Genomic DNA, 19,609 nt, shown 5'->3' on the forward strand with positions numbered 1-19,609 from the left:
TCATCCTTCACGGGAAAAATAAAAATGCAGAATTCAGATAAAATCTAAATTCTGCATTTTTATTTTTGGCTCTGTTTTAAAAGAATTTTAATTCTTTTTTAGTTATTCAATTTTGAACTTATCGACTTTTTCTACAAGTCCCGCAATTTCTTCATCAATTTGTACTGCTAAGCCTGATAATTCTTCTGCAGAGGCATTCATCTCTTCTGATGCTGCATTTATTTCCTCACTAGATGCAGATACCTCTTCTGCCACAGCGGACACACTTTGCACCTTATTTTCAATAACTTCCTTAGCCTTTATAACGTCTTCTATAGCCTTATTAGTTTCATCTACAAGAGGCTGTATTGATTTTACAGCACCAAGAATATCATTAAATGAAACCATTGTATTATTAGCAACTGTTACTTCTTCATCTATAAGCATCTTCATGTTACCAGAATTTAATTGAACTTCTCCCATTTCATTTCCCACACTTTTAACTAATGCTATTATCTCTTCTGAGGAATCTTTTGTTTGTTCTGCTAATTTTCTAACCTCTTCTGCAACCACTGCAAATCCACGTCCTGCTTCTCCTGCTCTAGCTGCTTCAATATTTGCATTTAATGCTAGTAAATTAGTTTGCTCAGATATATCATTTATTACATCAGTTATGTTTCCTATCTTAGAAATAGATTCAGAAAGACTGTTTATTTTTTCTATAGTTGCTGCAAAAGATACCTGAATAGATTCTATATACATCATAAGAGCATCTATTTGTTCTTTTCCATACTCAGCTTTATTTTCAGCGTCTTTTGTTTCATTGTTTACATTCCTAACTTTACTTTTAATATCACTAAGTTCATTATTAAAGTTAGCTAAAAGACTTACAGCTTCCATTAGTTCATTAGCTTGAGATGCTGACCCTTGTGCAATATCCTGTATAGCTGTAGCTACTTCATTAGAAGCTGCTGTCAATTCTTGCGACGTAGCTGCTAATGTATCACCTATTTCATTCACTCTTGAAGAACTATCTTTTACTCCTTTTATAGAGCCTTTAACTTCTCCTAATGTATGATTTAAACTATTAGACATTTGTGAAATTTCATCATTTCCTTTAGCTTGTACACCTACAGTGAAATCTCCCTTTGACACTTTATCCATAACATCTGAAACAGCTTCAATTGGTTTTGTTAATCTTTTAGCCATATTTAAGGAAATTACAATAGTTGCAGCAACAGCAATAGCTATAACTATTAATATTATTTTTACTATAGAATCACTTACTTTTGTAAGCTCTTTTATTGGTATTGTAGCTATATATGTCCATCCAGTCTTAGAGTCTGTTTCATAAGATATTAATTTTTCAACACCATTGTAAGTATAGCTATCTATCCCGTTCTTAGTATCCAATATATTTTGTCCAATATCTATTTTAAGGAGATTTTTCTTTAATATTTCTTCTTTATTTGGATGCATTATAGTAGTTCCATCTTCTACTGCTATAAATATGTATCCTGTATCCCCTATCTTTATATTATCTATATACATTTCTGATATTTTTGTTAAATCTACTACTTGCATTAGAACTCCACTTATTTGATTAGTTACATCAAGTATAGGTTCTGCTATTACAATAATAGGATTTCCTGTTACTATACTACTTTTTACAGGTGATATATAAGTTTTCTTATTTTTCATTACTTCCATAAAATAAATCACTTTACTTAAATCTTTACTTTTAAGATCCCCTGTACCATCTACAACACATTTTCCCTTTATGTCTAATATAGCTATATTTTCTTGATATCCATAGTCTTTCATCATATCTTCAAAGCTTTCTTTTACTTTGCTACCTTTAAACACATCTTCCTGTCCTAGGTTAATACTATACATATATTCATTTAGGATATTCTTTTTAGCTGTTTGTCTACCTACTTTTTGTATAAGTTCCATTACATTTTCAATAGATTTTTTAGCAAATTTTTGTTGATTTTGTAGGTTTACTTTTGCATCAGCAATTCCATCTTTGTGGGATGTTTCATAAATTATAATTCCTGCTACAATAACTGGTATAAGTGCGAATGCAATAAACATGGAAATAAATTTACTCTTTAATTTCATCTCTTCCCCTCCTATAGATATCTTTATAAAATAATACAACATCACCGATTTTTTTACAACTTCCCCTTAAAAGTACATATTTTTTTCATATTTTTTACTTATTTTTAAAATAGATATTAATATAAACAAAAAACTTCTGAAATGAAATTGTAATTTCATTTCAGAAGTTAATTAAAATTCTTTTATACTAAAACCACCTATTAATTTTAAACAAGTTAACTAACTGCAACTTTTCTTCCTTGTAAATATACTATAATGGCCATTATAACTATTATGCATCCACCTACAATACTTAACATATCGGGAACTTCATTCCAAACAAAGAAACCTATTACAGCTGAAAAGATTATATTGGTATAATTATATATTGCTACCTCTGAAGCTGGTGCATATTTATATGAATATGTTAGTGCAAATTGTGCTATAGCAGCAAAAATTCCTGTTAAAATCAAGTACATAAATTGTGCACCAGTTGGCATCACAAAATTTACAAGCATAAAAGGAAGAGTTCCAATAACCGATACAAATGAAAAATAAAAAACTATGATTGAAGGATTTTCTCTATCCTTTAAAAATCTTACTAAAGTATATGCTGCTCCTGCAAATGCAGCTGATAAAAAACCAGCTATTGATGGAATAATACTTAAATTCCATTGAGGCTTTATAACTAAAAGTGCTCCTAAAAATACCACAATCATAGAAATAATCTTCATAGGTGTTAATTTTTCATTTAAGAATATTACAGCAAAAAAAGTCACAAAAAATGGCGATAATTTATTAAGCATAGCTGAATCAGCAAGATATAAATTATTTATAGAATAAAAATATAAAAATACTCCTATAAGACCTAGAAGCGCTCTTGCTATTAGATACTTTTGATTCTCCCTTTTTCCAAACATGCTTTCACTACTTCTCTTAATAGCCCCAAAAGCGACAAAAAGACTTATTAAATTTCTAAAAAACACTTTTTCAAATACAGGAATGTCTCCAGCTAATTTAACCATTGCCGCCATAAATCCAAAACATAATGCAGAGAAAAGCATATATACTACTGCCCTTGATTTATTATTCATTATTTACCTCCTTAGTTAAAATAATATTCTATTTATTTTCTTGAATTTTTATTTGTCTTTTACCATAATAGAAGTTCATTCCTCCTGCTGCTATTATTAAGACTCCTCCCATAAAACTTAATATATCCGGATATTCTTTTAAAACTATAAATCCTAAAATTGTAGAAAAAATTATAGTTGCATAGCTATATATTGATATCTCTCCTGCTGGAGCAAATTTATATGCAAGAGTCATGTAGCTTTGTCCACCTACCCAGAATAACCCCATAGCTATAAGCATAATAACTTGTATGTAACTTGGAACTTTAAACTTCATTATCATTATAGGTAATGTTCCTATCATTGACACTAGAGAAAAGTAAAAAAGTATAGTTGAAAAATCTTCTTTATCTCCTAAAAACCTTAATAAGGTATACGCTGCTCCTGAAAAGATTGCTGATAAAACTCCTGAAAAGGCTGGTAATGCATCTAAATTAAATTGAGGTTTTATTACTAAAAGGGCTCCCAAAAATACTAATAATAAAATTGGTATCTGTGCTTTACTTAATTTCTCTTTTAGAAATATAAAAGCAAATATAATAACAAAAAATGGTGATAATTTATTCAATATAGATGAATCAGCTAATAATAATTTTGATATAGAATAGAAGTTTGTTATCAACGCTAAATATCCAAACAAAGCTCTAGTAAATAAATATTTACGACTTTCTTTATGTCCAAATAAATTTCTTTTGTTTTTTCTAGCTATAATATATGCAAATATAAGACTTGCGCCATTCATGAAAAATATTCTTTGAAACATAGGAATATCTCCTGAAACTTTTATCATAACATTCATAAAAGAAAAAGAAAGACATGACAACAGCATATATAATACAGCCTTTGATTTATTCTCCATATTTCTCCTCCATAAAGTAAACATACTTTTCATTGTAACACAATATAAGAATATTGCGAAGCAACATTCAGTAACCAGTAACCAGTAGCCAGAAAGAAAAAAGAAAAGAAGATTAAAGAATTTAAATTCAGTAAAAATAAACATTAAAAAAGAGCAAGAATATAGAGAATCTCTATGTTCTTGCTCTTTCTTTTATTTAAGTTTAGATTTTGCCTTAGCAAAACTTCTTTTACTGGTACCTGGCTACTGGTTACTATAATAAAATTGCGTCGCAATTTTATTCAATTATGCATTTTTTAGGACACACATTTACACATTCACCACATTGAATACAATCTGGATGGCTTAAAATATCTCCTTTATAATCATATGGAACTATTCCCATAGGACACTTCTTTTGACATAGCTTACATGAAACACAAGAAGCTTCTACAGTTAAGCCTTTTTTATTCTTTTTAAAATATGATACACCTGCCGCTATACTTCCCATAGGACAAAAATTACACCAAGTTCTATGATTAAAAAAGAAAGATAATACTATCCCAACTATAGTGGTAACAACTATCATTCTATAAAATACCATACCAATACCAGCAATATCTCCCCAATTTTTATATACTCCACTGCCAAACATATAAAACATAAAAATTATAACTAAAGTTCTAAAAGTTTTTGACTTTAAAAAGTTAGGTACAGGTCTTTTCTTGCTATATCTAGAAATTACATTATCATAAAAACTACCTCTAGGACATATATTTCCACACCAAAATCTTCCTTTGTTGAAAATAGCCAACACTATAGGCCCTAACATACAAATAACAGCACCTAATGCAATTCTTATATCAAATAATCCCGCAAGGATAAATAACAACATTAAAATAAATCCGTATTTTTTCCAATATTTTAATAATCCTTTCAATACTTTCACTCCTTTTTTATTTTATACCCCTGTAGGGTATGTAGAAATTTTAATATATTTTTTTGTATCTGTCAACATATTATAAAAAGTTTTTAAAACAAAAATAAGCTTAAAGGCACTATTATATGTCTTTAAGCTTGTTTCTATTTTCTTTTATTTTTCTCAATTATAATTTTTATTAATTTCTCTCCACTTCATCCTATACCCTTGTTCTATTATCTTTTTCTTAACTTCTTTTTCAGATATATCATCATACTTTACAGAATGTAATATATCCTGAAGACTAATTTCTACTAACTTACTTTTTAATATAGGCTCGTAGGTTATAAAAAGTTCTTCTTCAATCCAAGATTGACTTTTAGTATTATTTTCGTCAATTATATGTTCTATACAAAATCCCTTTTTACTCAATATATATCCTATCAAAATACTTCTATGACAATTTAGAGGATTTCTTTCCGAACACATAATTGCTATTCTTTCACCTTTTTTTATTAGCTCTATGACTTTATGTATTCCTTTTTTGAATAGATCACACTCAATAACCTTATCAAAAAATATATTTTTCTCTTTATCTATTATCCCTTGTTCCATTCTCCTTGCCCCTAATTCTTTACTACAACAAATATAATTTATACCATCATCTTTTAATCTTGCCTCTAAAAATTTTCTATTAAAAACTTCTGTATATTTTGGGGCAGCATAGGGTACATTTCTTACATCCACAATGCAGTGAATCTTATATTCTTTAACAATATCAATAAACTCATCTAAACTTCTTGTAGAGTGACCTATAGTATAACACACCATCTTAATGCCTCCACCTATCAAAATATTTTATGCTATTCCTCTATTTATCTCTGCATTCTTAATTTTTCTCCAAAGTTTATTCATTGTCTCTTCTGGATTCCTATAAAATTCACTTCCATTTATCTTAAAAAATTTCCATCCAACCCTTTCTAGACACATTTGTTTTTTATACTCTTCTTCCCAATTATCTATCTTATTTGCTTTGTCTCCATTGCATTCTATAGCAAATTTATTATGAAGTCCTTCTATTACGAAATCAATCTTATAGTTTCCAACTACAACTTGAGGTTTAACTTCATATTCTCTTTTCTTTATCATTCTATAAACATCTTTTTGAAATTCAGATTCAAAGATATTTTTTAAATCAATATTTTTATTGTTATTTTTATTAATATTAATACAATAACTTAAAAGCTTTGAACGGACACACCTTGAATTTAAATTCTCCAAATCTACAGAATGGAATATCCACATTTGATTTCTAGCCCTACTTGCCGCTACATTAAATCTCTTTATATCAGTTTCCTTAGTTAAAGCAGTAAACTTAACATTATTTGCGATAACCATAGATAGAAAAATTATGTCCCTTTCATCTCCTTGAAACGAATAAGCATTTCCACAAATAATCTCTCTTTCATTCATTTCTCTCTCTCCGATTTTCTTTCTTAGCAAATTTTCTATAAGCTCTGATTGAGAATCTCCTAAAAGAGAAATTACTCCCATAGTCATTCCGTCATACCTTGGTTCCTTACAGCATTCAGTAATCTTATTAGTCAAAGCTTCAGCTTCTTTAACATTTATAGGCTTTAATTTGTCTCTTTCTCCTTCTACTTTTATGTTTTTGATTGGAAAACCTAATTTTTCACTACTGTTGAATTGTCTAAGAGGTATAATTTCATTTGAATAGCATAAATTGTTACTAAAATCTATTATTTCTGGTACGCATCTAAAGTGTTCTTTAAGCATGATTCTATTCGGAAATATTCTAAGGGCAGTATTATAAAGACTTGTTTTCATATCGAACCATTCTGAATGAGGTATATTTTGCAAATGTTTATCTATAAGTTCTTGTATCTTATCCATATTAAAACCTACAGCCTCAGGGCTTATCTGGTTATCATCGCCAACTATAACAGCTTTTTTTCCTCTAAATAAAGCTGATATACCAAAAATGTCACACTGGCTGCTTTCATCAATTATTACTACATCAAACAGATCATTTGAAAGAGTAAAGTTTTCAATAACTTTGTTTAAAGGCATTATCCATATAGGAATTATATCCTTACATTTTGACATTTCTCTTTGTGCTAACTTTTTATACATACCTGAATGCTTTCCTGTACCTTGCCCTATTCTTTTAACAGCATCTAACCATGCATATAAGCTTCGTTTTTCTGATTCACCAATTTTATTTACTTGATTATACCATGCCTTTTTAACAACTATTTGTTTAATAAGTTTGCTTTCTCTTTCTTTCTCTTTTTCTATATTTTCTTCTATCTCATCAAATTTAAATTCATGTGCTTTATTTAAAATATTATCTAATTGTCTCCATCTCCAAGCAATACTAAAATTCTTATATTTAACTAACATATTTAACTTATCTTCATCATTGATAATCCTTTGTACAAGTTTTGGACAATCTTCATTTATTTTCTGTAATAATATGTTTATTTCTTTAAACTTTGGTGCTATTTCCTTAAATTTATCTAACTTTTCATAGGCTTTCCTTACTGTTCTAATATCATTACTATGAATAGCTTGTGCAATTTCTTCAAAACCTTTAATATTAGAAATAATCTTTTCTGAGTTTGTTATATATGTTTTTATACTCTCATATTCATTTAAATATTTAATACTCAGTATTCCATTTTTTAAATGTTTATACGTCTCTTTATTACACCAATCTATTTCACTGAGAAAAGCAATATTTCTCATGGAAACTACTATTTTATTTTTTACTACCTTATCCCAATTAATTAAAGTATCTATTTTATTCATCTTTTCTTCTAAACTAGCTAGTACAGTTAAATTAACCTCCTCTATTTCTTCACCTTCATATTCTCTCATAGAACTATTCCAAAGTTTTCTTAAACTTTGTTCAACATAACGCTGTTCAATATATTTTTTTGCTATCCTAGCTTGTTCCTTGTTTTCTATAGATTTATTATCTACCCTACACTTTTCAAGTATACTTTGACACTCTGGATGTAAAATCCTAAATAATTTATTTATTTTTCCCTTTTGTTCATACTGCTTGTACACAATATTATATGACTGTGCCAAAGTAACAATATCCATGTTTTCAGGGATTTCAACATAATGCCCATTAATTTCTTTTATAATACTACAAATTTTTTTAACATAAAAATTGCATCTCAAAAGCATTTGTTGAAATACTATTCTTATTGTTTCACTTTGACAAGAAGATTCTAGAATATTCTCCAACCAAGTATTTTCTATTTCACATAAGAAATTTTCTGTACTCTCTAGAAGATTTATTATTCTGTTGTAATCATAATCTACATTATAAGACACACACCAGTCTTTAATTATGTTTTTATAATAACCATAATTATTTTTCAACTCCAAAAACCGTTCCATTTTTGAAGTGATTTCTAAACATGATGGTATATTATAAAGTAAATTTTCTATACTCGAAAATTGAATTATATCTTCTTTATTAGTATTACTTAGTAGATATATTAATCTTGAAAATTTAGCATCTGTTATAGGACATTTCTGCACAGATTTTATTTCATCTTCTATCCACGAATATTGATTTTCATTTTTTTTAACCCATTTTGCTATATTTAATAATTTATAATATTTACCACAATATTGTATGTTTCCATTTTCTATTTTTTCTACTTTCTCAAGTTTATTATATAATTCCTTTTGATTATCTCTACATTTGATTAATTCTTCTTGTAAGCTTTCTCTATCTTTATCCAAATTTCCAATATCTAAAGCTAAATTTTCTGTTATTTTTCTTATAGAATAATCAACTTCTTTTAAATCTTCTGTATCATTTCCAAGCATACTTATGCATAAGTGTTTTATTTCTTGCGGTATCTTTTCTGACAATACTTTAAGAGCTTTATCTGTCTGGCTAGTTACCAAAACTCTCTTACCATGTGCTAAAAGGTGACAAATCAAATTAGCTATTGTATGACTTTTTCCTGTACCTGGAGGTCCTTGAACCACAATACCAAAGTTCTGTGCTAATTTTTTAGCAATCTCACTTTGTTCTTCATTATAGGGAAGAGGAAATAGCAAATGTTCATAGGTTTCTCTCCATTCTTCTAAACTCTCACTACTTTGCTGTATTTCTTTATCTTCTACTAAAGCCTTAATAGTTTCGGGAATAAAACCTCCTTCATTTATTTTTTGCTGCATATTATTTAGTTCTATATCCCATTTTTTATTGTAATTTTTTTTCTCATCCTCACATGAATCTTTAGTATCCTCTTCATACTTTAAGTTTTTTACACTTTGAAGATAAGAAACTACATTTTTGAGCTTGTCCTTCGCGTCCATACTAACACCCCCAACGCATATAAATCATCTCAGCTTGCTTTACATTTTTTACCTTTTATTGTATTATATTATACCATATTATTCCAAATAATTGCATAAAAAAAATGCATGTCTTTTCGACATACATTTTAATTCTACTTACATGAATCTCTTTCAATAAGCTCATATGGAAGAATAAATAATTCTTTATCCAAAGGCTCTTTATTTATTTTCTTTATAAGCATCCTAGTTGCTACAGAACCCATATCATATAAAGGTTGTGATATAGTAGTAAGTTTAGGATAGAAAATAGCCGCTCCATAAGTATCATTGAATCCCATAACATCAACGTCCTTTGGAACACTAATATTATTATCTCTTAAAGCATTTATTGCACCCATAGCAATTTCATCGTTTGCACAGAATACAGCATCTATTTCTTTTGTTTTTTGTAAAATTTCATTCATTGCATTATATCCATCATCTGCCTTAAGTGAATACTTACAGAAATAAGTTAACTCTTCATTATGCTCAAATTTATTTTCTTCAAGTGCAGCTCTATATCCTTTATATCTAATAGCACTAGCATTTACAGCATCTTTTTCTGTTCCTATATATGCAATTCGTTTGTTTCCTTTTTGGATTAAATAATTTACTGCATCTATAGCCGCTTGCTTATTATCAATAATTACACTTGGAAAATCGCTCTCTTTTCCATTAGTTTCAATTAAAACTAGTGGCATATTAGAGTTCTTTATAGTTTTCACTACATCTTTCTCTAAAGAATTACTTATGTAGATAACTCCATCTACCATCTTTTCACCAAGCACTCTTAGATATTCCATTTCTTTTTGAGGGTCTAAATCCGTATTGCAAAGGATTATATTATAATCATATATATTTGCAACATCTTCAGCACCTCTAACTACCTCTGGATAAATTTGATTTGATATATCAGGTATTATTATACCTATTGTTTTTGTCTTTTGAGTCTTTAAACTTCTAGCAACTATATTAGGTCTGTAGTCCAATTTTTCAATTGCTTCTAAAACTTTTTTCTTAGTATCCTCATTTACCACATCTACATTGTTTAAAACTCTTGATACTGTGGCAATAGATACGTTTGCTTCTCTAGCGACATCTTTTATTGAAGTTGCCATGTTACCAACTCCTACTTTCTATATTTTTTAATCTATTATACAATATAAAGTATTTAAAATACAAGCACGTATTTATGACAATGTAAATATTTACATATTGCTTCTGAATTTTAGATAAAAAATTGACAAGTTGCTTTTATATTTACAACTTGTCATAATGTTTATTATAATAATATTTTTAATTACGCTACCTCTACATTAACTGTACTATCATTAGTAGAATATACAAATTTTAAAAGTACAGGCGTTACAACCGTTGTAACTATAACAACAATTATAATTGGAGCAAATAACTTAGGTGGCATAAGTCCTACTGGAACACCAACATTAGCAACAATAAGTGCTACTTCACCTCTTGAAATCATTCCAGTACCAATTTGAATCGATTCTGATTTTGAATACCCACACATCCTTGCGCCTAAACCACAACCTAAAAGTTTTGTAAGGATAGCTACAACTAACAATACAATAGTAAATACAACCAGACCACTATTCATTCCATCTACTGTTGTTTTTATACCAATGCTTGCAAAGAATACTGGTGATAGAAGCATAAATGATAATGGATGTATTTTCTCCTCAACATATTTCATAGCAGGTGTACATGCTACTACCACTCCTGCAAAATAGGCTCCTGTTATATCAGCTACTCCAAAATAATTTTCCGCTATATATGACATCATTAAACAAAATACTAGAGAAAAAATACCAGTAGTTTTATTTACTCCGTACTTATCTGTTAAAATCATTAAGATTTTATAAAACACATATCCTAATATTGCTGCTGCTAAGAAGAAACCTACTATTTTTAAAAGAACTGTACTAATCTTTACTGACGAATCAGACATTCCCGTTATAACAGCTAAAATTATAATTCCTAATATATCATCTAGAATTGCTGCACCTAAAATAGCAGTTCCAGATGGAGTTTTAAATTTACCCATTTCCTGAAGAGTTTGTACTGTAATACTTACAGAAGTAGCTGTTAGTATTACTCCTATAAATATATTTTGTAACAATTGTTGTTTATTCATACCTAAAAGACTTCCATTAGTATAAATTCCCGCTACTACAAATCCACCTATTAAAGGTACAAGTACACCAAGTACAGCAATAACCAAAGAAGCTTTTCCACATTTTTTTAATTCTTTTAAATCTGTTTCTGTTCCAGCAGTAAACATCAATAAAATAACTCCAAGCTTGGCTACTTGTTCAATAAATTCAGTATCATGTTCAATCCCAAGTACAACTGGCCCTATAATAATTCCTGCTAATAACGCTCCTACTACCTCAGGCATTCCAAATTTTTTAGATATAAGCCCTAATATTTTTGTACTCAATAAAATTATTGCTAAGTCCATGAGAAACTTAATTTCCATATGCATAATTAATATCACCTTTCATTCTTTATTATCCCTATCCATACAAATTGCAAAAATAAACCTTAATAATCACATAAATCCCTATAATGCTTCAAGTAATACTTGAATATCTTTGTTACAGCAAAATCACTCCTTGTCCCAATTGTTCCTATTTTTCTGTAAACGTTTCCTTGTTCTAGTTAACATACCAAAGATATTTTTTTGTAAAAAGACTACAACTAAATATCTTATATAAAATCTTGTAAATTTAAGTATTTATGTCAACAAGCTAAACTTTTATGTATACGTCATATTGAATTATACGTAATACTATTGTCTTGTATACATTTCCTTTTAATATAGTATTTTATACGACGTTATTTTACTATATTTCGTGAATAATTTCAATATATTTTGCATATTTTTCATTTATTTTGTTCATTTTTCATTATTTTTTTAAAATTACATATAGTTACATGCATTTAATATATTCTATTTTTTTCTCATATTTCTTATTTTTTGATCTCTCAAACTATTTATTAAACTATATATTAATATTCAAATCATATAAAAATGAATAACTCTATCAGTAATTATTCAATTATTATTCAAGAATGAAACTTTTAAACAAATGCATACTATATTTATAAAAAATTTTATAATGGTGGAGTGATACTATGAACGAAGCACTTATAGTTTTGGTTAGAGGAATAATAGGTTTTTTTACTTTACTTATATTTGCTAGAATTCTTGGCAAGCAACAAATCAGTCAGCTTACTTTTTTTGACTATATAATTGGAATAACCATAGGATCTATGGCTTCTTCTCTTACTACTGATTTAACTAGTACAGCATGGTCACATTGGATAGGTCTTCTTGTCTGGACATGTGCTTCTTTTATTCTACAGATAATTACTTTAAAATCAAAAGCTGCTGGAGAGTATCTTGATGGTACGCCAACTGTTGTAGTAATGAACGGAAAAATATTAGAAGACTCTATGAAAAAATCTAGATATGGTTTAAGTGAACTTTTAGAACAGTTAAGAAATAAAGATATTTTTGATTTAAATCAAGTGGCCTTCGCAATTTTAGAAAAAGATGGTCAATTATCAGTATTAAAAAAACCTGAATTTCAACCTACAACTCTAAAAGATTTAAGTTTGAAACCAGATACCAACATTATAGGTACAGAATTGATTTATGATGGAATGGTAATAGAACAAAATCTAAAAAATATTAATAAAAACCACAATTGGCTAATTTCTCAATTAAAAAAGCAAGGAATCAATAACTATTCTGAAGTTTTTGTAGCTACCTTTAATGCTCCTGATAAATTATATGTAGATTTATATAAGGATTATATGCAATAAAATTACTATCAAGTTATTAACTAAAGGAGTGATCCTATGAAAAAAATTTTACAATACATTCTTCCCATAACAGCTATAATAGTATTTATACTTGTTATGTTAAGTGGAAACTTTCTTAAAAAACCTCATAATCCATCTGAAGATGTGATAGGTTATGTTACAGTATTGTTAGATGATGTGAATACAAATAATTGGACTAATGCTGAAGATAATGTTACTAAATTAGAATCTGCTTGGGAAAAAATTTCTCGTAGAATACAATTTAGTGTAGAACTTATTGATATATTTGACATAAACAACAACATCGCAAGACTTAAAGGAGCCGTTTTTGCAAAAGATAAAGCTAATTCTCTTATGGAATTATATCAAATTCAAGAAAATTGGAATTTATTAACTCGATAATATATAAAAAACACCTTTTTAAGATATATATAATCTTAAAAGGGTGTTTTTTGTTTACTGGTTTTTAGTTTTCTTTTTCAACAGCTATCTTAAGTTGTTCACCATTGATTTTAAAGTCATTGTATTCTTTATCTAAATCGTAAGCTACTTCAAGAGATAAAGTTTCTTTCTTTATGTGATTTTCAAATTTTCTAATTACTTCTTCAAGCATATCATTTCCTGAAACGTAAAGTTTTATTTTATCAGCAACTTCGAAACCACTATCTTTTCTTAAGTTTTGAACCTTACTTAAGATTTCACGTACATATCCTTCTTCTTTAAGATCTTGTGTGATATTAGTATCTAAAATTACTCCAACTTCACCTTCACCTGCAAATGCGAAACCTTCAAGACCTTGCATTGTTACAAGTAAGTTTTCAGAAGTAAGTTCTATTTGATCTTCACAACCTTGAACATCTATAAATACAGAACCACCATTATTTATTGTTTGTGCAAGTTCCATTTGATTCTTTTCACTTATAGCTTTTCTTATTGCTGGTATAAATCTTCCATAAGCTCTTCCTAGTACAGGTAAGTTTGGTTTAATTTCAAAATTAACATATTTTGAAAGGTCTGCACCAAATTCAACCTTTTTAATGTTAAGTTCCTCTTTTATTATGTGTCCATAATATTCTGGAAGTGATTTTGTACTAATAAGCATTTCTGAAAGTGGCTGTCTGTTCTTTATATTTGCTCCATTTCTAGCACTACGTCCAAGTTTAACTATTTTGGATGCTAAATCCATTTTTTCTTCTAGGTCACTATCTATAGCACTAGCATCATATACAGGCCATTCACATAGGTGAAGACTTTCTTTAGCATCTTTATCTAAATTAACAACTAAGTTTTGATATATCTCTTCTGTCATAAATGGTACAAATGGAGCTGCAATTTTAACAACAGTTGTAAGAACTCTATAAAGTGTTGTATATGCTCCAATCTTGTCATCTGTAAGTTCTGTAGTCCAGAATCTTGATCTATTACGTCTTACATACCAGTTTGAAAGTCCATCAACAAACTCTTGTAATTCAAGAGCAGCTTGAGTTATTCTGTAATTATCTAAATGCTCTTCTACATCTTTTATTAGTGTATTAAGCTTAGACATTACCCATTTATCCATTACATTTTCTGATACAAAATCCTTGTATTCAAGTGGATTAAATTGATCTATTTCTGCATATAAAACGTAGAATGAATATACATTCCATAATGTGCTTAAGAATTTTCTTTGAGTTTCTTTTACATCATCCTCAGAAAATCTTGTTGGAAGCCATGGTGCACTAGCAGTATAGAAATGCCATCTTGTAGCATCTGCTCCTTCATTCTCAAGTACATCAAATGGATCTACTACATTTCCTTTTGATTTTGACATTTTAAGTCCATGTTTATCAAGAACGTGACCTAAAACTATACAGTTTTCATAAGAACTTTTACCAAATAACGATGTAGATATTGCAAGTAATGTATAGAACCATCCTCTTGTTTGATCTACTGCTTCTGATATAAATTGTGCTGGGAAAGTCTTATCAAAAACTTCTTTATTTTCAAATGGATAGTGATGTTGAGCAAACGGCATTGAACCTGAATCAAACCAACAGTCTATAACTTCTCCAGTTCTAGTCATTTCTTTTTGGCAGTGTGGACAAGTTAACTTAACTGCATCTATATATGGTTTATGAAGTTCTATTCCATCTGGAACATTTATTCCTTTTTCTTTAAGCTCTTGAACACTTCCTATACATTCTCTGTGTCCACATTCACATTCCCATATTGGTAATGGTGTTCCCCAATATCTGTCTCTTGAGATACCCCAGTCAATAACATTTTCAACGAAATTACCAAATCTTCCTGTTCTTATATTATCTGGATACCAATTTATGCTATTATTGTTTGCAACAAGATCATCTCTAAGTGATGTCATTCTTACAAACCAGCTGTCCTTTGGATAGTAAAGAAGTGGTGTATTACATCTCCAGCAGTGTGGATATGAGTGAGTAAACTTCTCTGATTTATAAAGTATTCCGTTTTCTTTCATATATTCAAGTATCTTAGGATCTGCTTTTTTTACAAACATTCCCTTCCACGGTTCAACTGAATCTATAAATTTACCTTCTAAGTCAACTAAGTTAATAAGAGGCAAGTTATATTTCTTTCCTGTTTGAGCATCATCTTCACCATAAGCAGGTGCTGTATGTACAATTCCTGTACCATCTGTAAGGGTTACATAATCTCCATGTACTACATAGAAAGCTTTTTGTTCTGGAGTTTCAAATTTAAATAGTTGTTCGTATTCAGTTCCAAGAAGTTCTTCTCCTTTAAACTCTCTTACTATTTCATATTCTCCTTCTAATACCTTATCAGCAAGATCCTTTGCAAGTATTAAGTGTTCTTCATTATTTAATACTTCTACATAGTCATAAGCTTTATTAATTGTTAAGGCTACGTTACTTGGTAATGTCCAAGGAGTTGTTGTCCAAGCAAGTATATACTTGTTATCTTCACCTTTTACTCTGAACTTAACAAATGCAGTAGCTTCTTTTACATCTTTATATCCTTGTGCAACTTCGTGAGAAGATAGTGCTGTTCCACATCTTGGGCAATAAGGTGTTATTCTATGTCCTTTATATAACAGTTCTTTTTCCCACATTTGCTTTAATGCCCACCAAACTGATTCTATGTAATTATTCTCATAAGTTATATATGGATTATCCATATCAACCCAGAAGCCTAATTGTTCTGACATTTTTCTCCAAAGACTAGTATATTTAAATACACTTTCTTTACATTCTTTTACAAATTTTTCTACCCCATATTCTTCAATTTGAGGTTTACCTGAAATTCCAAGTTTCTTTTCTATTTCAAGCTCTACAGGAAGTCCATGAGTATCCCAACCTGCTTTTCTTAAAACTTTGTACCCTTTCATAACCTTATATCTTGGGATTAAGTCCTTCATAACTCTTGTAAGTACATGTCCTACATGAGGTTTACCATTAGCTGTTGGAGGACCATCATAAAAAGTAAAATATTCACCATCATCATTTAAATTAAAGCTTTTTTCGATAACATCCTTATCATTCCAAAGCTTAGCGATACTTTTTTCCATATCCACAAAATTTGTAGACGCTTCTACTTTATTATACATATTCTTATCTCCTTCCGTATATTTTATTGACAATTGAAAAAGTCATTAATTATCTCTTTATATTTATAGTTTTTACTTATTTCATCTATTTAAACCATAAAATTGATAAATTGTATATTTAAATAAAAAAAGCTCCGCCCATAAGGACGCAGCTGCATAAACCACCTATGTGAAACTTTCAAGTACTATCATACTCTATTTCTTAACGCGAAATAACGGATAAACTTACTTAGACAAAAGTCTTTTCAGTTCTCAGCTCCCAGGTGATTTTCCTTAAACCTTAGCTATGGGTTTTCACCATTCCCCACTCTCTTTAAGCATACAGTCAAAGTACTTTTCCTGTTCGTAGCTTTTACTACTTAATTATTATTAAGTTCTATCTATAAAAATATCTATCACTGACATTTATCAATTTCTTCAATTGTACTTATTATATTACAACATTATTTTATTGTCAATTTATGTTTATGATATTTATTTTAAGCTTAAACGTGCAAAATTACGCACAAAATATAAAACCTTGTAATTGTATGTCATATAGCAAAAAAGACTGGCTTATACCAATCTTTTTTTTGCTTATAATTGTCTAATATGTTATATAATCTCCTAGCCTCTGCTAGGTATGGTATACAATTCAATAAAAAATACTATGAAATATAGTCTCCTAATCTTAATTAGGTATGTATTAATCTTTAACGATTAAATTTTAACACTTATATGTCATTTAATCAATACGTTTTTACTGATTTTTTAATTATTACAATAATATTATATTCAATTTCTATGAATAAATTACAATTCCAATGAAATCTTAAGCTTAGAATCCAAAATTCTCATAAATTCTTTATCTACTGTTGCAATATGTCTACCTAATCTTACCTTAGAAACTACTTTTATCTGTTCAGCTAATATCGTTCCTGTAACTTGGTTTTTCTCTCCTTCTTCCAACCTATAATCACTTTCTCTAAGTTCTATATGTACCGCAATCTTTTTAGGTCTATTAGATATAGGTGCAACTATGGTAGTAGGAGCATTTTTATTTCCTGTATCATTTTGGATTATTATAACAGGCCTTATTTTATTTTCTTCTGATCCTATATTTTGACCAAGTTCGCATGTCCAAATTTCTCCTCTTCTTGGAGCAATCTTCTTGCTTTTTATTAAGTTATCATTCATTTTCATTTGCTCATTTACCCAAACAGTATAATTGTAGATGTTTTTAATATTATATGCTCTCTTTTTTATATTATCTATATTATTATTTTCTTCTATTTTTTTATTAATCAAATCTACATACGCCATTAACATATCTTCAATATTTTTTTTATTATTTTCTATAAAACTCTGCATCTCTTTATCATTCATACGCCTAATGTCGTTTTTCATATAATAATCCCCCTTTATTATATTATAGTAAATACCACCCACAACGCTATAATTAATAATTTAAATTGTATAGCTTGCCCCAATATGATGCTATATATATTTCTTTAAAACTTCATACGAATACTCTATTATTTCCTGGCAAGATACACCTTTTTTCTTTAATTCCTTACAATTGAATGTACCATAATCTTCTTTTATCCTATTCATAATTTCTCTTGAAAGCTTTCTAGCTCCATTAGATTCTGCAGCTGATTCTCTACCTTTTATAGCTCCTAAAGCCATAAGTGCACCTGTAATAGCTCCACACGTACTTCCTACAGTCATTCCTACTCCAAAAGGACTTGCTACTGATACTGGTATATTAAGATTTTTTTCTTCATTAACTGCTTTTATTATAGATTCTGCACAATTGTATCCTTCTTTATAAAACTCTACTGCTCTAGACAAATTTTGTTCCTCCTAACTTACTCATTTGTATATTGTAATTAATTGATTAGCTATAATGTAGATATATAGCCCAACTGTGACATATACTGGCCAGTTTATAACCTTAGTATTGTCTTTTTGCCCTTCTGTAACCCTTATTCCATCCCTTCCATGAATCGTAATTAACTTTTGCATTAACATTACAATAATTCCAATACAGATTATTGCTAAAGTTAAGTAAAATAAAACTAAATTTATTTGTTGACTAGTTGTAAAGGCTGATAACCCTGCATCTTGGGCAGTTTTAAGTTCTTCATTAGAAAATTTAAGAAAGTATGTACTTAATTCTGCCAACAATAATTGTGTACCATTTATAGTAAAATGACATATCATAGATGAGAATATTGAACCAGTAATTCTAACTAAATACGCAAATACTATTCCTAAAACAAATGCATATAAAAACTGATTTCCATCCATATGTATTATTCCAAAAAATAATCCTGTCATAACCGCAGCCTTTTTTATATCTATATTATCATAACCTGCAAGTACAATTCCACGCATTGTTATTTCTTCACAGATAGCTGGAGTTAAAGCTACTATTGCAACCCTAATTATGAAAGGTATATTACTAAGAGCACTGACCACTTGACTAATTCTATTTGGAAAAATAAATTGAGTTATTAAGGATAAAAAAGTTGCTATTGGCATTGCTATAAGCCCTATAGAAATAACTATAAATACTGTTTTTGCTCCTATTTTTTTAAACCTAAGAGTCTCTGTTACTGATTGCTTTGTTATGACAAAATATATTATTGTAGGTACTAGCAGTAAAAGTATTTGTGGTAGGACAAGATACAATGAAAGTGATAGTTTCATTTTCTTAAATATAACTACAAGTACGCTTCCACCAAGTGCATATAAGAATAATAGTATCATTGCAAATAAATTTGAATAAAACACTCTTTTCTTACTCACCAAATCCCTCCTCTCTTTAT

14 protein-coding genes and 1 other annotated feature are annotated in these 19,609 nt (G+C 28.9%); of the genes, 2 read left to right on the plus strand and 12 right to left on the minus strand.

Going from position 1 to position 19,609, the window contains the following annotated elements; genetic code table 11:
* Positions 1-102: 102 nt before the first annotated feature.
* From OXH55_RS05135 to OXH55_RS05170, 8 genes are all read right to left on the minus strand, one after another.
* A complete protein-coding gene (locus OXH55_RS05135) occupies positions 103-2,103 on the minus strand; it encodes a methyl-accepting chemotaxis protein (protein WP_268048496.1) in 2,001 nt (666 codons plus the stop codon).
* A 215-nt stretch (positions 2,104-2,318) separates the two neighbouring features.
* A complete protein-coding gene (locus OXH55_RS05140) occupies positions 2,319-3,176 on the minus strand; it encodes a DMT family transporter (protein WP_268048498.1) in 858 nt (285 codons plus the stop codon).
* 28 nt (positions 3,177-3,204) lie between these two features.
* Positions 3,205-4,074, minus strand: coding sequence for a DMT family transporter (locus OXH55_RS05145; RefSeq protein WP_268048500.1), 870 nt, complete (start codon positions 4,072-4,074; stop codon positions 3,205-3,207).
* A gap of 277 nt (positions 4,075-4,351) precedes the next feature.
* Positions 4,352-4,948: a 4Fe-4S binding protein gene (locus OXH55_RS05150; protein ID WP_268049025.1), complete on the minus strand. Its 597-nt coding sequence runs from the start codon at positions 4,946-4,948 to the stop codon at positions 4,352-4,354.
* 207 nt (positions 4,949-5,155) lie between these two features.
* A complete protein-coding gene (locus OXH55_RS05155) occupies positions 5,156-5,803 on the minus strand; it encodes a DUF488 domain-containing protein (protein ID WP_268048502.1) in 648 nt (215 codons plus the stop codon).
* Positions 5,804-5,830: 27 nt separating this feature from the next.
* A complete protein-coding gene (locus OXH55_RS05160; protein WP_268048504.1) occupies positions 5,831-9,343 on the minus strand; it encodes an AAA domain-containing protein in 3,513 nt (1,170 codons plus the stop codon).
* Between the two features lie 134 nt (positions 9,344-9,477).
* Positions 9,478-10,482: a LacI family DNA-binding transcriptional regulator gene (locus OXH55_RS05165; RefSeq protein WP_268048506.1), complete on the minus strand. Its 1,005-nt coding sequence runs from the start codon at positions 10,480-10,482 to the stop codon at positions 9,478-9,480.
* A gap of 182 nt (positions 10,483-10,664) precedes the next feature.
* Complete coding sequence (locus OXH55_RS05170; protein WP_268048508.1) at positions 10,665-11,861, minus strand: cation:proton antiporter; 1,197 nt, start codon at positions 11,859-11,861, stop codon at positions 10,665-10,667.
* Positions 11,862-12,520: 659 nt separating this feature from the next.
* On the opposite strand from OXH55_RS05170, the gene OXH55_RS05175 reads away from it, so the two are divergent.
* Both OXH55_RS05175 and OXH55_RS05180 read left to right on the plus strand, forming a co-directional pair.
* Positions 12,521-13,213: a DUF421 domain-containing protein gene (locus OXH55_RS05175; RefSeq protein ID WP_268048510.1), complete on the plus strand. Its 693-nt coding sequence runs from the start codon at positions 12,521-12,523 to the stop codon at positions 13,211-13,213.
* Between the two features lie 36 nt (positions 13,214-13,249).
* A complete protein-coding gene (locus OXH55_RS05180) occupies positions 13,250-13,615 on the plus strand; it encodes a DUF4363 family protein (RefSeq protein ID WP_268048512.1) in 366 nt (121 codons plus the stop codon).
* A gap of 64 nt (positions 13,616-13,679) precedes the next feature.
* On the opposite strand, the gene ileS is transcribed toward OXH55_RS05180, so the two are convergent.
* The 4 genes from ileS to OXH55_RS05200 form a co-directional block, all read right to left on the minus strand.
* Positions 13,680-16,796: an isoleucine--tRNA ligase gene (gene ileS / locus OXH55_RS05185; RefSeq protein WP_268048513.1), complete on the minus strand. Its 3,117-nt coding sequence runs from the start codon at positions 16,794-16,796 to the stop codon at positions 13,680-13,682.
* Between the two features lie 139 nt (positions 16,797-16,935).
* Positions 16,936-17,152, minus strand: a binding site (T-box leader).
* A 436-nt stretch (positions 17,153-17,588) separates the two neighbouring features.
* Positions 17,589-18,182, minus strand: a complete 594-nt coding sequence (locus OXH55_RS05190; protein WP_268048515.1) for a type II toxin-antitoxin system PemK/MazF family toxin — start codon at positions 18,180-18,182, stop codon at positions 17,589-17,591.
* A 90-nt stretch (positions 18,183-18,272) separates the two neighbouring features.
* Positions 18,273-18,629 (minus strand): C-GCAxxG-C-C family (seleno)protein, encoded by a 357-nt coding sequence (locus OXH55_RS05195; RefSeq protein WP_268048517.1) that lies wholly within the window; start codon positions 18,627-18,629, stop codon positions 18,273-18,275.
* A 21-nt stretch (positions 18,630-18,650) separates the two neighbouring features.
* Complete coding sequence (locus OXH55_RS05200; RefSeq protein ID WP_268048519.1) at positions 18,651-19,589, minus strand: CPBP family intramembrane glutamic endopeptidase; 939 nt, start codon at positions 19,587-19,589, stop codon at positions 18,651-18,653.
* Between the last annotated feature and the right edge of the window lie 20 nt (positions 19,590-19,609).

Source organism: Clostridium ganghwense (genome assembly GCF_026735165.1).
Classification (GTDB): domain Bacteria; phylum Bacillota; class Clostridia; order Clostridiales; family Clostridiaceae; genus Clostridium_H; species Clostridium_H ganghwense.